A 14,259-nucleotide genomic window follows, 5' to 3' on the forward strand; every position below is an offset into this window, starting at 1 on the left:
AAATTGTCCGCCTCAAAGCCCTGGTTGTAAGCCTCTCCGAAATCGCCTTACGCAACACGGTCGAACGGGTTGAGCGTGGGCGGAGTGCTGCTGGGCAAAAGCGCCGAGCGCTAACGAGAGGAAAATCAAACCATCTCCTTGTCTCTGATTATGGCCGGACAAGACGGGAGCGCTCTCTATGGAGTGAGGCCCTCGCGGCGGCGAATCCGTCTCTCGTATCTCTGGGCCCAATGGTCTCGCGCCAATCGCAACGCTGATTGGCACTTCTTCGCCGACGCCCGTATCTCATGCGGTCAATTGTGAAAATTGTGATGTCGCCCGCGAACTATCAAAGGCAAGTCACAGACCTTAAAAAAGCCCCCAAGCTCCTTGTCTGCCTGCGGCCTCGCGCGTCCAATTGTGAAAGTCAGAGCAGCAATGTCACCCTGCGGCAAGATCGCGCACTTTTCCGACGGCGCCAACCGCCACGCAACCGCCAAGGCGCTCAGCCCCGAGCACAGGTGGACCGTGGTCTCCACCATGACGAACCAGCCGCCAATGGTCGCGGACGACCTTCGGCGTCAAGTGGACGAGTTTATCGGCCTGGCGAAGTTGAAGCTGAAGCTGGGTCGCGTCGATCGGAACGGCCTAGCCTCGCGTCAGGCCACGATTCGGTCGGCGCAGATTACGAATGAAGATAATTTGTTCATGCTGATCGCGAGTCTTCAATCACTGTGGTCGGGCTGACGATATGTCGGACGGTAGCGTGGTTTATGGAGCGATAGCGTTGACGTACAGATGCAAAACAGTATTGCAAATAACCTTGTCAGCTGGCTATCGCCCGGCTCAAGTGACGTCTCGGGAGGCCGCTTCTCAGAGTGAGGATCGTTGATGCGATCTCGGTGGCTGGGACCGGGCGGCTGAAGAGGAATCCCTGCACTTCGTCGCAGCCTTCCGCCTTCATCTGGTTCAACTGCTCCATCGTCTCAACCCCCTCTGCCGTCGTCGTCATACCGAGGCTTTTTGCGAGGCTTGTAATGGCTCTTACGATTATTTTCGATCCAGGTGTCGCCGCTGTGTCACGGACGAATGACTGGTCAATCTTGAGCTTGTCAAAGGGAAAGCTGCGCAGATAGCTCAACGACGAATAGCCGGTCCCAAAATCGTCTAAAGCGATGCGCAACCCTTGCGCCTTCAGCTTGTGCAGTGTTGCAATCGTCTCGACGCTGTTTGAAAGCAGAACAGTTTCGGTGATCTCGAGTTCAAGTCGGAGGGGAGACAGCCGTGATGCAGCTAGTGCGCCCGCGATGAGCGTAGCAAAGTTCGGGTCACGAAATTGAACTCCGGACACATTGACAGCAACTTTGATCTCGTCCGGCCACATGACCGCCTGCTCGCAGACGCGATTTAAGACCCATGCACCGAGTTGCGTGATGAGACCAATGTCTTCTGCAATGGGAATGAATTGGTCGGGGGGCACCAGCCCCCGCTCCGGATGCCGCCAGCGCAACAATGCTTCGAAGCCGCTGATCCGGTCCCTGCGCAAGTCATAGATCGGTTGATAGAACAGAGTGAACTCGTCCTTGTCCATGGCCTCGCGCAGATCGAGTTCGAGTGCCCGGCGGCTCTGCAGACTTGCGTCCATCGCCGGCTCAAAAAACCGCCATGTTCCCCTGCCGTCTGTCTTGGATCGGTACAACGCCATATCGGCGTTTTTCAGCAGCTTTTCGCTTGTCGTGCCGTCACTTGGCGCGAGCGAAATGCCGACGCTGCAGCCGACCATAAGACGATGCCCATTTAGTTCATAAGGAGCTCCAATGCATTCGACGACGCGGCGGGCGAGACATTCGGCGTCCTCAGCGTTGCTGATATCAGATTGTATGATCGCAAACTCGTCGCCGCCCAAACGGGCAACGGTATCGACTTCGCGGACGCATGCGCTCAATCGCTCGGCGACCGCACAGAGCAGCCTATCACCGATCGGGTGGCCCAAGGTGTCGTTGATCTGTTTGAAATTATCCAAATCCAGGCAGAACACCGCAAAGCCAGAGCCCCGGCCGGCTTCCGCAACGGCCTGTTCAATGCGCTCGGTGAACAATGAGCGATTTGGCAGTCGGGTCAAAGCATCATGGCGCGCCATGAAGATAATTTGGGATTGCGCTCTCTGTTGTTCGGTCACGTCTTCGCAACTGCTGAGCCAGCCGCCATCTGACGTGGGACGATGCGCGATCGAGATGACACGTCCGTCGCTGAGGCGCTGGAGATAGTTGCCGGTGTCGTGGCGAGCCAAAAATGTTTCCCGCTCCGCCAGCAGATCGGCCACCGTCTGGCCACCATGATTTCCAGCCGCAACGCTCAGACCGAGCACATCCTCGAAAGTGATGCCCTGAAGCACGAGCTCGAGCGAAAGACCATAGATTCGCAGAAGCGTCGGTTCACGACTTGCAGCCGTGCATCACGGTCGTAGAGGCAGAGCCCCTGAGACATGTGCGTCAGCGCCGCGTCTAGTCTCAGGTTTGTCGCTTCCAACTCGGCTTCCTGCTGCTTCAAGCCGGTGATATCGCCATAGACGAGGATGACGCCCCCCTCCTGAGTCGGACTGCGGCTGACGCGCAACCAGCGTCCATCGGGGAGGCGGGTTTCGCTCGGCGCCGCTTCGGCGTCGTCAACGGCCTCTTGGCGAGTGATTGCCACTGCGGTTGACCCGTGGCACGGCCCCCGCTCGATTTGCGCAACATTCGAATCAACGAGCCGCGAGGAGCAGCGGATGAATTCGCTCGCTCGGGAATTGGCCAATGCGATCTGTCCGTTCGCGTCCAACAGCACGACACCTTCTTGAGAGTTTTCGAGCGCGTCGGAAAGCCGCGCCTGCGCGGACCGTCGTTGCGCCACCTCTTGGTCAACCATCTCCCTGATGTTGTCCCGCATCTTCCTCATGGCCGCGAGCAGCGAACCCAACTCATCACTGCCGCCTGTGGGAATGTCCGTGTTCAAGTCGCCATCGGCAATGCTCCTCGCCGCCTTGGACGCAACGGCTACAGGCCCGATGATTCGGCGCGCCAATAGCCACGAAAAGAACCCGGACAGAAGCAGCGCAATAGTCAGCCCTGCTATATTAAGTTGCAGATCCCGTTTGATCGTAGCGCTCGCTGACGGAATAGAAAGCCATCTCCCGCCGTATAGTTTACCAGCAGTTCAATCTGCTGATTTACGGCGTCGGAAAGGTTGTCAACATCGTCGATGTCCCGAGTGCCTGTTTCATCGTCCCGACCGTCATCAGCAGAGGCTTGAAGCGGGCGGCGATGAAGCGCGAGCCAGGCGTTTGCTGCCTCTTTGACCTTGGCGGCCGCCTGCGCAGCGCGCGCCGATTGCGACCGTTCAGCCGCTATGGTCACATCATCCGCAAGTGTCTTCGCCAGCTTGCCGAGGTTGATCATCATCGCGGGCACGGGCCGCCGGGTCCCTTGTGACGCGTCGTCGTGAAGACGCTACGCGCATCGCAGCAAAATCGGCACCGGCTGCGCGCGCGTAGTTAATCGACATCAGAGACTGATCGAAGGTTCCGGTAACGAGGTCCCCTGCGTGCCGGACACCAAGGACTGAATACCCTCCAAGGCCCGCTGCAATCGCGGTCATTGCGAGACAAAAGAACAAGATCGCGATTCGGATCGAGCCTCGAGGCGGGACAAGGCGCGAAAACCAAGTGGCCACGGACCGAATGGCCTCCGGGGCGACTTTCGATTGACGGGCAAACCTGCCGACGAAAAGATTCATCCAAAGTCCTTCGCTAAGATATAAGAACTTCGGAGTAGCTGCATCGAGACGGTTCCGTTCACTCCTCGCCGCACTGCTTCTCAAGTGCCACGAATTTCGGCCGGCCGCAGCTTGCCCCCGACTGGGCTCGTTCTTGCATGTGGGGCGAGAAAGCGGAGAGCAGCAACTGAGGCGGCGTCGGGCTATTTCAGAGAGCTGCTGATCGTAGCAAATTTCGCGCTGAGCTTAACGCCGAGCCCATTCACCGCTGCTATGATCGCCACTGAAATACCCGCCGCTATCAGCCCATATTCTATGGCCGTCGCTCCAGAAAAGCGTACTAGCGTTTTCACCGTGCGCGCCTTTCCTTGGTTGGCGCTCAGGAGTTTGGCGGCAATTTGTTAAAATCGGCAAAATCTGATTCGACATTGCGTCCGTTGTTGGCACGAAAACTTTGTACGAAACGAACAGTATGCACTGTGCAAGGTCGTGACGAAACTCTCGCTGCTCCAGCTAGGTAATAGCCGCAATGGGTCTCGCGCGATTCTGCTTACGATCCGCGCGCGCAGCGACAAGTTGGCGGTGGACGGCCATCAAGCGTGATCTGCGAACCCGATGCGAGGTGGAGCCCAAATGGGCATTGCCGAGGGAGGGCTTCAGAACTTCGCAACCCTGTCGCGACGCTGCAGACGATAATCCGACGGGATCATTCATCGCTAGGCGTGAGTCTCCTGTCGGCGGTTGGACAAAATTGGGTCGAACTGTTCAGCCTGAGGAGGTTGTTTCCGGCGGCCGATGTGCTTCGAATCCTTTGCCCAAATTTGCGGCGACCGCGGCGCAGCACTTGCTTGCCGTCACAATCGTCGCGGAAGCGGGGAGGATTTATAGAGTCAACTTCAACGAATCGGCGGCTGCGCATAGTTGGGGTTGAAGGTGTTCTGACCAGGTTGGCGTATAGAAGCCAGTCAATCGCGGAGGAGCCGATGAGGATCTGGATCAGCTTGGCTTTATTCGCGGCCTGTTTGCCGCTGGGTCAGTGTTCTACCCCGGCAGCAGCAGAAACATCAGGCGATGCCGCGCAGCGCGCCAGCTATCGGCGGCCGGCGGCGATCCCTTTTCCAGATCGCAATCCCTATACGGTGCCGAAAGTCGGGGAAAGACTCTTCTTCGATCCGTTGCTCTCGAGCTCCGGCACCCGTTCCTGCGCGACATGCCACAATCCGGCGCTTTCCTGGGGGGACGGCCTTGCGCGTGCGATCGGCGAGGATCCGAACGGACTGCCACTGCGTACGCCGACCTTGGAGATTGATCGATGTGGCATTCATCGAATTCTTAGGGTGGGACGGCAGATTCAAGACTCTCGAAGCCGTCACGTTCGCGCCAATCACAGGCCGGGCGAACATGAATTTGACGGAATCGGAACTGATCGCGCGTCTAGCCGCCATCCCGGCCTATACTGATGCATTCACAACTGCATTCGGGGATGGTTCGATCAGACGCCCTAGGATCGAAGGCGCCTTGGCGACTTTTGAACGAACCATCGTCGCTGGCGAAGCGCCATTCGACCGATGGATCCTGGGAAACGAAATCGCGATCAGCGCGGCGGCAAAACGTGGCTTTGAGCTTTTCAACGGCAAGGCCCATTGCTCTTGCCACAGTGGACCATCTCTTACTGATGGATCGTTTCAGGATATTGGCATCGGAAGAAACAGCGATGTTGGACGCGGCTGGCTGTTTCCGGCCTCGGAAAAGCTACGTTACGCGTTCAAGACGCCGACATTGCGCGACGTCGCGCGGCGGGCGCTCTACATGCATGATGGATCGGTCGCAACCCTCGAAGAGGTCGTCGAACTCTATAACAAGGGTGGCATTGACCGTCCCAGCGGCTCGCCTTCAATAAAGCCGCTGTTCCTTGCGGAAAGCGAAAAGGCCGACCTGGTCGCTTTCCTTCAGACGCTCACCGCGTCTTCAACGGCCCCGACGTTTCGGGGGTTGGCTCAATGACCAGTTATCCTGATTGCACGGCGGGCGGGAAGGCCTCAGGGAAAGTGCGCCAATGCTGCTCCTAGCAGGCCAAACGCAGCGATGAGGAGTGCGCCCGTCCAGCTCTCCAGAGTTTCAGTGCGGGCTACGTACCGCTTTGCGCTGACCACGAGCGCCAAGCCCTTGGCCAAAACCCTCGCACTGTACGTTCCGAACATTGATGGCTCCAGACATCCGTTCGTCTAAGCATTCAGTTACGACGAATGGATTGAAGGTTTGTCGTTGAACTCTGTTTGGTCCAAGCGACCTCTAGCCGCGCGCAACAAAGCGTGTTCAGAGCGAGATGGCGGGATCCTTTGTACGAAGCACTCCAATCAGAAACCTAGATGACAGGCGCGAAACGAGATTATTCGTCCGTGGCGTACTGTGTTTGCAGGAGCGCAGCCTACGGGCCCAAGGTATGGATGTCCGAATCATGGCAGTCAGCACTAACAGCCGCTCTGAAGCAGGTGGAGTACACGTTGTGGCCGGACAACTACGAACGACAACGCAACGAGCCTTCCTGGGCTGGTGGGGATGGGTCGCGCGGCGTCTCTTTCCTGAGCTGAAGGTGAGCAGGGGACTGGCGCCGCCTGGTTTGCCAGCCGTTGGTGACTGGGCAATCCTTCGCGGGCATGGGCTTGATGAGCGTTGCGGCAAGGTTCTCTGGATATCTAAGGACTGGTACTCTGTCGTGTTCGGCGATCCCGTGGTGGCCACCGCGATTCTCGACCGGCTCCTGCACCACAGCCACGTGCTGACGATCCGCGGCGACAGCTATCGGCTCCGCGCCAAGCGAAAGAGCGGCCTCATCAAGCTGCCCGCCGCTGACGGCCCTCGGGTCGGCTCCGCCTCCCTCCGTCCCGTCAGCGGCGGAGCCACCGAGATCATAATCCCGATGGTGGGGGCAGTTCTTCATGACGCAAAGGGGGCAGTTCCGGATGGCGTTTGACAATCTCATTGCCGAGTTGGTCAGTTTTTCCGATTGCGAGCCACCTGCAGCCGGCGCGCATGCGGGATCCCCGCGAGAATCGATAGGCCATCAACTATTTGATCGATATCCGCCCTATCCTTGCAGGTGAAGAAGACGATGTGACGAATCATGAAAAGCCTTGGGAGTCTGTTCGAGCGGATTACAGCACAAAGTGGATCGGATCCGCCATGACCCATAGTACGCTGTGCCCCGCACCGTAACAGCCTCGATCTGTCAGCTTCGAGGATCGCCTGAGGTTCGCAATTAGGTGTGACGATCGATCGAGATTCGGGATATGTGTCCGCTTCTCAGATTGAGATGGCGCGACAGTCTTCGACTGAACAGGCTGATCTAAATGCGATGCCCTCACTGCGCCTGAGGCGGCAGATCCTGATTAGATCATCTGTATCTATACCAACGAGGCAGCCTATGTGCTTGCTTGAACGCGCGGCTGCTTGCGGGACGTTCCACTTTATGCGTCGAATTCGATGATCCCGCGTCTCTCTATCAAATTATGCAGATCGCCACATTCGGAATCGTACGCGCAAACGGCAATAGGCGAGACGTTGAACTAAGCGTGATCGCCGCCATCTGACAGGTCAACGAGGCGGCAATCATGAGATGGCTAGTTAGAAGGCCCATGGAATGTTGAAATCCTTCAGCGGCCCGCGACAGAACGCAGAAATTAACCGGCGCAGCGTTGATCAGTGCACTAAAACAGATCAATTATTCACTATCATAGAAAAATCTTGGTGACGCGCTTCGGCGGAGCGCCTGCGTCGCCGAGGAGGCGCATTCCGCTTCGCGAGCCTGCGCCTGGTAGCCATACATGTCGCAAAAGAAGCAAGCAGATGCCGCCCGAGCGGGCGTCCTGCTGTGGCGACAGTAAGTGCAAGAAGCAAGGCTGTTCATTCATCCCGACAGGAGGCAAGAATGCGCGAAAAGTCCCATCCGTCCCACGATGATTCAGCAAAGCGCTGCGCGATATGCGGCAGAAGGTTCGGCCTAATCCGTCATTATTGTTGGCGAACGGCCCTTTGCTCAAAGAAATGCTTGGAGCACTTCAAGGCTCGCCGGGAAGCTGATCATAAATGGCTTCGCCGGATACTGGCGGCGCAGGTTGTTCCACCAAGTTATCGTGTGGAATGCGTAAGCCGCGAGCAAGTGCTAGCCGATAGTTGCAGCTCTTTGAATCTGGTGCCCCAACGCGCAAGACGAAGGTATTAAAGTGACCGAAACATCGGCAACAATCATCGACTTCAGTATTTACAGGGCAAACAAACGAGCTGCAGTTGAGCGGTCAGGCAGTGAGGGCTGCTCGACTGCGGCCGATGATACGCTCGCACATTTTTACTATTACTGGTGGCTCCTTCGCCGGATGCAAATGGGCTGGCTGAATCTGCTCTCGTCACCATAACGTCAAAGCTTGCGGGAAGTCGAAATGCCTATCATGGCGGTCCATGGCGATAAAGCGGGAACTATCGTGATGTGCTCGGTGCCATCCTGACGTTTGGTTGAGCCTCGTTAGCCGAATCAAATGATTCCCATTATCGAACTCGCGCAAAGCGCGCGTAATCGCTCTGGACATCCCGGCGGAGAGGAAGTAGCTCCAGGATTGTCGATGTTCACGATTGCTGCAGCAGCAACCTTGCTCACGGCGGAATGAACGAATGAACAACCTCCCGTGGCCGATGACGAGATCGGATCTACGATCCTGATCGATGGGGGCCATTTTTTCCGACGACGACCGCTCGGCTCCTAGGTTTTAAGCGTCGTGGCCGATCAGTCGGACTACCGCTTTGTAGAGGCGGTTCAAGTCCAGATCAGAAACTGACGTGTGCAATTGTGCAATCACCGATCGCTGAAGATCATCGATCATTGCTTCTGATCCCTGGGAAGCGGGTGCGTTGCGGAGGTCTTCGCGAGGGGCTGGATCACTGGAGGCTAAAGCCGCAAGCGATATGGCGCGTTCATCAGCAACAGAAAGAGCGCCCTATTGGCCTCGTAACTAGCGCCAGGGCGGCTGCTTCTCGATCCTGTCATAATCCGCGTGCCCTCGGTCGACCGGACAGACCATACCCAGTGACGTCCTGGTCGAGTTACAAAGATATCAAAAACTGAAAATTGATCGGACATAAGTATAAATCGTCATTAAAGCGATTGTATCCTGAAAATTGACTCGAGTGCAATTCTCGTAAGCTCCCTTTCCAAGTGATGCCTGGGTCTGGAACTCAGCCAGTTATCGGAAGCGAACTGATCGAGGCAGCATGCACAGCTTGCGCCGTGAGAACTGATTTTCCTCTTCAATAGTTCAATAAGCCGCCAGACTACTCCCTGCGTTTTACCGGAGCCGTGTCCGAAGCAGCGCTGGAATATTCAATGGTGTCACCAGTTAGAGTGATGGTGAGGACGTTTATGAGAGATCTCAATTCGCTCAGCAGATTGGACTCTTAATGCTGCACTCGCCAATCTCGAAGTTAGGCCTGCCTGCGCGCATGCCCTCCGCCTGATCCAGCCAACGGCGTCCAAGAGACTTCCTGGATGGCGACAAGCCCAGCCTATCTGAACGCGCCGTAACCTCGCACAATCGCTAAGATGAAATGCGCCGCAAGCGGCTGCCCGGTTGCGGTATTTGAGCGTCATCGTAAGCATTATGGATTTGTTTTGTCGTCACTGCATAAAAGACAGGAACGTTGGCACAGCAGAAGATCACGCAGCAGGGCAGGCAAGAGTGGCGACCTGAGGAAAGAAAGATGAATTCAGGCGATAAGACGGGACAGGTATTGCGAGTGAACGGGATTTTTGAGTTGTGCTGCGTGGCAAACTATTTGAATTCAAGAGCAGGTCTGCTCGTGTTATCGTGATCCGCGGAGAATCTTGAGATGCTGGACGCTGTCACCACCGCGCTCCTGCGCGCGATCCTCGATGAGGTCTGCCAGGGCGTTCCTCTGCGTGATACTGGCATCCGCGCACATGTCGCCTCGAAGATTTTGGAGGCCGCCAGCCAAGGTGAGAGAACACGCGAGCGCCTTAAGCAGATTGGCGTAGATGCTGTTCGTCAAGCACCAACTATGTGGCGATGAGAGCAGAAATGGTGTTGTCGTAAGGCGAGTTTTCAAGTCGCAGTCTGAAGATCGTGGTGAACTTATCCGGGCGGGTTCGCGCACTTGGCGGAGTTTAGGAGGGGCATACCATTCTAGCGACATCGGTTGGGATAGGCTGCTGTCGCGGCCTTGGCGGATGGGCGAACGCGATGATCCCGCTCCCGAGCGGCGTCAGGGTCTGGATCGCCACCGGCCACACCGATATGCGCCGCGGCATGCAAAGCCTGGCTCTTACGGTTCAGCAGAGCCTGAAGCGCGATCCTCACGCCGGCGACCTCTACATCTTCCGCGGCCGTCGCGGCGATCTGGTCAAGATTCTTTGGCATGGTGTGCTGCAGAGCATGAAGGAGGTACAGCTTTATGAGAGATGGAGGATGGCCCTCCTGCATCGGCGTTTCAGGCGCAGATGCAAAACCACGACACTGTGGCTTCGCTTAAAAGGCGCGGTCATGAGCAAGTGTTGCAAAAGTCCCGGGTTTACGGGGCAGGTAAGTATCCAGAAGGCGAGCGAAAGCGAATCTTCCGATGACGCGTCGAAAATTACTAAGGCGTCGCCAAAATCAGGGGCGCGTGCCATCCCTGAGATCAATCCGTGAGGCGCCTGGATTACTGCCCGGATGGCGACCGGCGTTTAGGGGACGCGATCTGGATACAGGCTCTTGTAGAGAACTGCAGGAACCAGTCGTTGTGATGCCAAGGGAGAAGTTCAAGCGGCGCAAACCGCGAGACGAGAGTACCGAAGCACAACACTGGGGCGGATCGGCTCGTAGTAGTGATGAAGGTGCTGTAATGGGACTGGAGCGAAGGGGCCGAAACAAGTTCCTCGGGGCTCCTGCCATTAATCGAGCGCTCGATCTCGAACAGCTCATCGATCCGACGCACGACCTCGATCGCGATCGGGGAGAGAGGGATTTCCTTTTTGCCGTCGGCCTTACGACGCGCATTCTCTTCAATATCGGCCATGGCGAAGAACGGGCGCCGCGCATGGACCCAACAAGCTGCCCCACGGATCGGTCCAGGATGGCGCCCAGCCAGATAAAGCTGGTTATACCCATCATAAGCGTCGGCCTGCAGGATGCCTGCATAGCGGGCCAGATGCGCCTGGGGATGCTCGCCCTTGCGGTCGCGCGAGTAGTAGAACATCGCCGCCGGCGGGCCTGTGCCACCAAAAGGCCGGTCATCTCGCACGTAGATCCAGCATCGCCCCGTGTCGGTCTTTCCCTTGGCCAGCACCGGCACCGTCGGGTGAGTAGGCCGGAGGGATTTCACCTCCAGCCTCTCGCAGGTAGGGTCGAGGACTGGCGCGCCGGCAGGCCTCTCGACCGTGCCACGTTTCCAGCCCCCGCCACGTCGCACGCAGCATGCGGATTTCCCGCACTGCGCGCTCCCATTTGCTTCACTCCAACGCTTATGGGACTTATCCGGCTGGGGCCGCTTTCGGTCCGTCGCGTCGCACTCGATAGCCGTTGAACAGCCTGAGAGTGTCGTACAACCACGACCTATTCCACAGCTTCCAGCAGAAGCCCTTTCGTTTCCGAGCATGCGCCAGATGGCGCCTGACCTTCTTCTCCACCCAATCTTTGATGAAGCTGAAGCACTCGCTGGAGTGTCCAACCGCGAAGTAGTTCACCCACCCCCGGAGCATCGGATTGATCAGGCTTATTACCCTGTCAATCGGCTGCGACCGGTATCGGCGAAACACCTCTTTGAGCCCGCGCAAAGCGCCGTCCGCTTTTTGAGCTTGGGCGTGTAATGCGGCCGCATCGCTCCGCGTAGACTGCGGAGGTAGCGGAAGTCGAACCCCAGAAAGCCGAAGCTCTCGCCTCGTTCCAGGTCCACGGTTCGGCTCTTTTCATCATTGATTTCCACCTGCAGCTTGGCGAACTCCTCCCGGAGTCGTTTGGTCACGGCTCCAATCAGCCAGTCATGACGTTTGTAGGCGTCGATCAAGACCACCAGGTCGTCAGCGAACCGCGCGTATTCGACGTAGATGTACTTGCCGTTGCGGGTCACTTCCCGCGCTCGCTCCAGCATCTTGTCCACCTCATTGAGGTAGAGATTACTGAGCAAGGGCGAGATCACACCGCCCTGAGGAACGCCCCTCTTGCCGGAGGCTTTCAGCATCATCTTCAGGAGATGCATGATGTCCGCGTCATCAACCCGCCGCGCCACCTTCTCCAACAGCCGGTCATGTCGGACGTTGTCAAAGTAGGCCCGCAGGTCAAAGTCGAGAACTCGCGTCTTCTGTTGGACTATCGCTTCAGCCACGCGCTTGATCGCGCCATGTGCTGTCCGCTTGGGCCGATATCCATACGACCCGGGTTGGAAGTCAGCCTCGAACACAGGCTCGAGGATGAGCTTGAGCGCACCTTGCACCACTCTGTCCCGGATCGCCGGAATCGACAGGACGCGGACTTTGCCCCCGTCTTTCGGTATCTCGTGCTTCCGGGCCGGAAGCGGTTCATAGGTGCGCCCGGTCAGTTCGTCCTTTAGCTGCTCGAGGAGAGTCTCCACGCCTTGCGCTTCGATGACCTCGAAGGTCACTCCGTCTACTCCCGGAGCACCGTCGTTTTGTTTGGCCATCTCATACGCTGCGCGCAGCGTCTCCATCTTGCAGATGTGGACGTACAGTCCCCAAAAACGCCAGGACGGTTCAGCCTTCGCCTTGACGTATAGTCTCCGCCTCAGGTCCTGCAAATCGATGGACGCCTTTGTCATCTCGTCCTTGCCTTCCTTATGTTGGAGACGTTGCAAATGGCAGGGCCCCTTGGCTCCACGGACATTACTCCGCTTCATTGCTACTACGGACCCGGCCGCCACCTTCTCGTCTTTAGCCGCCTTCCCGGTGTTGCCGGTTATACGACTTACCTTGCTCCGACGATTTCTCCCCGGGACGAGGAAGGCTTCTCCAGTTCCTCGGTGTGTCCTTGTCACCGTGCTGTCGCTTCCACCCCGCCGAGATGAACAGTCGTGTCGGTCAGTGTTCGACTGTTCATGCTGCCTTCGCCCTTCGGTTGCGGGCTCGGCCCTCGGACTTACTCACTTTCGAGGCCACAACGCGTTCACTGTTATTACGGCCCGGTGACTCGCTAATCTCCCCAAGGGAGATCTTGTCGATGGGCTTCAGGATTTTGGTTTCCCTCCATCCTGCCATCCAAACTACGGGGTTCCTGACTCTTGCCCCGGCAGGTCTATCTCCTGCTGAACACACCAGTCTTTACTGGACACACAACCGTACGTGACGCTCTCACGTCATACGGCTCTCAACAAGTAACGAAGCAGAACTCAACATCGCCCAATGAGCGAACAGCTTCGGCCTACGGCAGCGGATCAATCTGAGCCAGGTGGAGGCTCTGACTTTTCCATTCTTCAGCCCTTTGTATTTGCGTCGCGCCCAGCGGTTAAGAGATTCGTCGACGTATCGATACAGGTTGTGCATTTCTGACCGCCCATATCTGCCGTAGTACTGCAACCATCCACGAAGGACGGGGTTCAGTTCCAAGGCGATTGCGTCGACTTCCGTCTGCGAGCGAAGCCTGAGCCGGAGCTGCCGGATCGTCGTACGCATAGACTTCATCGCCACCCTGCTGGCCGCTGGCGAGAACGTACAGAAGTTTTCTTTCTTTTGATGGTTTCTTGCCCTGCGCGGTCGAAAGGTAAATCCCAGAAAGTCAAATGACTGACTGGCATGGCTACCCGGGCGATTGCTGTCTTTGCAGTAGACGATCTTGGTCTTGTCGGGATGCATTTCGAGTTCGCATTCCTCAAACCTTGCTTGCAGCGCCGCCTTGATGGCTTCCGCTCAGCCTTGATTCGGCAATGAACGAGCCCGTCGTCCGCGTATCGACACCATGGTGACCGCGGGAAGTTCCGCGCCATCCATGTATCGAACGCATAATGCAAGAACAAATTGGCAAGGACGGGACTGATCACGCCGCCTTGGGGCGTGCCCCGGTCGCGAGCGGTGATCGCCCCGTCTCTGCCTTGCATCGGCGCTGTTAGCCAGCGTTCGATGTAGAGCAGAGCACATTCGTCTTGCACATGCTTCCTGACGGCCTTCATAAGCAACTTGTGGCTGATATTGTCGAACAGGCCTTTGATGTCGAACTCCAGCACCCAGTCCATCTTCCAGCACCGTTGCCGGGTCACGCCGACGGCGTCCAGCGCGGATTTTCCGGGCCGGTAGCCGTAGGAATCGGGAAGGAAGATTTCCTCGAGTGCTTGGTCAATCTGCAGCTTGACGACCGTTTGCGCTTGGGAATAGGGACAGCCCGAACGGCAGGTGGAAAGTAGCTGCCAGAAGACATTCGATTCCAGACCTTGTAAAGGTTGCCCTTCAAGTCCTTCTCAAAAACTTCGAGCGACACCTTATCCAACCCGGTGACCGAGCCGCGCTCAAGTGATCTTCCCCCCAAAAAATGGACAGGG

12 protein-coding genes and 4 pseudogenes are annotated in these 14,259 nt (G+C 57.3%); 6 read left to right on the forward strand and 10 right to left on the reverse strand.

The window, feature by feature from the left end; translation table 11 throughout:
* Window positions 1-417: 417 nt before the first annotated feature.
* Window positions 418-726 (forward strand): hypothetical protein, encoded by a 309-nt coding sequence (locus ACVIGB_RS41925; RefSeq protein ID WP_456724929.1) that lies wholly within the window; start codon window positions 418-420, stop codon window positions 724-726.
* A 79-nt stretch (window positions 727-805) separates the two neighbouring features.
* On the opposite strand, the gene ACVIGB_RS41930 is transcribed toward ACVIGB_RS41925, so the two are convergent.
* From ACVIGB_RS41930 to ACVIGB_RS41945, 4 genes are all read right to left on the reverse strand, one after another.
* A complete protein-coding gene (locus ACVIGB_RS41930; RefSeq protein WP_456724928.1) occupies window positions 806-2,374 on the reverse strand; it encodes a putative bifunctional diguanylate cyclase/phosphodiesterase in 1,569 nt (522 codons plus the stop codon).
* Window positions 2,335-3,042 carry a PAS-domain containing protein gene (locus ACVIGB_RS41935; RefSeq protein ID WP_456724927.1) on the reverse strand — a complete coding sequence of 236 codons (708 nt, stop codon included), beginning with the start codon at window positions 3,040-3,042 and terminating at the stop codon, window positions 2,335-2,337. The genes ACVIGB_RS41930 and ACVIGB_RS41935 overlap by 40 nt, the downstream gene beginning before the upstream one ends.
* 47 nt (window positions 3,043-3,089) lie before the next feature.
* Window positions 3,090-3,419, reverse strand: a complete 330-nt coding sequence (locus tag ACVIGB_RS41940) for a hypothetical protein (RefSeq protein WP_456749305.1) — start codon at window positions 3,417-3,419, stop codon at window positions 3,090-3,092.
* Between the two features lie 516 nt (window positions 3,420-3,935).
* A complete protein-coding gene (locus tag ACVIGB_RS41945) occupies window positions 3,936-4,085 on the reverse strand; it encodes a Flp family type IVb pilin (protein ID WP_456724925.1) in 150 nt (49 codons plus the stop codon).
* Between the two features lie 630 nt (window positions 4,086-4,715).
* Here ACVIGB_RS41945 and ACVIGB_RS41950 point away from each other — a divergent pair.
* The 3 genes and pseudogenes from ACVIGB_RS41950 to ACVIGB_RS41960 form a co-directional block, all read left to right on the forward strand.
* Window positions 4,716-4,955 (forward strand): annotated as a pseudogene (locus tag ACVIGB_RS41950) (cytochrome c peroxidase); the annotation flags it as partial.
* Between the two features lie 91 nt (window positions 4,956-5,046).
* A complete protein-coding gene (locus tag ACVIGB_RS41955; RefSeq protein WP_456749306.1) occupies window positions 5,047-5,736 on the forward strand; it encodes a cytochrome-c peroxidase in 690 nt (229 codons plus the stop codon).
* Window positions 5,737-6,475: 739 nt separating this feature from the next.
* Window positions 6,476-6,706 (forward strand): annotated as a pseudogene (locus tag ACVIGB_RS41960) (ATP-binding protein); the annotation flags it as partial.
* A gap of 1 nt (window position 6,707) precedes the next feature.
* On the opposite strand, the pseudogene ACVIGB_RS41965 reads toward ACVIGB_RS41960, so the two are convergent.
* A pseudogene (locus ACVIGB_RS41965) lies at window positions 6,708-6,858 on the reverse strand (Dabb family protein); the annotation flags it as partial.
* A 2,751-nt stretch (window positions 6,859-9,609) separates the two neighbouring features.
* Here ACVIGB_RS41965 and ACVIGB_RS41970 point away from each other — a divergent pair.
* Together ACVIGB_RS41970 and tnpB are read left to right on the forward strand one after the other, a co-directional pair.
* Entirely contained in the window at window positions 9,610-9,810 is a 201-nt protein-coding gene (locus ACVIGB_RS41970; RefSeq protein ID WP_456724923.1) for a hypothetical protein, read from the forward strand.
* Between the two features lie 170 nt (window positions 9,811-9,980).
* Window positions 9,981-10,427: an IS66 family insertion sequence element accessory protein TnpB gene (gene tnpB, locus ACVIGB_RS41975; RefSeq protein WP_456724922.1), complete on the forward strand. Its 447-nt coding sequence runs from the start codon at window positions 9,981-9,983 to the stop codon at window positions 10,425-10,427.
* A gap of 226 nt (window positions 10,428-10,653) precedes the next feature.
* Here the strand turns inward: tnpB and ACVIGB_RS41980 are convergent.
* From ACVIGB_RS41980 to ACVIGB_RS42000, 5 genes and pseudogenes are all read right to left on the reverse strand, one after another.
* Window positions 10,654-11,076: pseudogene (locus ACVIGB_RS41980) on the reverse strand (IS66 family transposase); the annotation flags it as partial.
* A gap of 172 nt (window positions 11,077-11,248) precedes the next feature.
* A complete protein-coding gene (locus tag ACVIGB_RS41985) occupies window positions 11,249-11,533 on the reverse strand; it encodes a group II intron maturase-specific domain-containing protein (protein ID WP_456725305.1) in 285 nt (94 codons plus the stop codon).
* Window positions 11,494-12,549: a group II intron reverse transcriptase/maturase gene (ltrA, locus tag ACVIGB_RS41990; RefSeq protein ID WP_456724921.1), complete on the reverse strand. Its 1,056-nt coding sequence runs from the start codon at window positions 12,547-12,549 to the stop codon at window positions 11,494-11,496. Before ltrA ends, ACVIGB_RS41985 begins: the two co-directional genes overlap by 40 nt.
* Window positions 12,550-13,078: 529 nt before the next feature.
* The gene (locus ACVIGB_RS41995) at window positions 13,079-13,408 is read right to left on the reverse strand and encodes a group II intron maturase-specific domain-containing protein (protein WP_456749400.1); all 330 of its coding nucleotides are present in this window, start codon (window positions 13,406-13,408) and stop codon (window positions 13,079-13,081) included.
* Window positions 13,405-14,148, reverse strand: coding sequence for a reverse transcriptase domain-containing protein (locus tag ACVIGB_RS42000; RefSeq protein ID WP_456749401.1), 744 nt, complete (start codon window positions 14,146-14,148; stop codon window positions 13,405-13,407). The genes ACVIGB_RS41995 and ACVIGB_RS42000 overlap by 4 nt, the downstream gene beginning before the upstream one ends.
* Window positions 14,149-14,259 lie beyond the last annotated feature (111 nt).

Source organism: Bradyrhizobium sp. USDA 4341 (assembly GCF_054063755.1).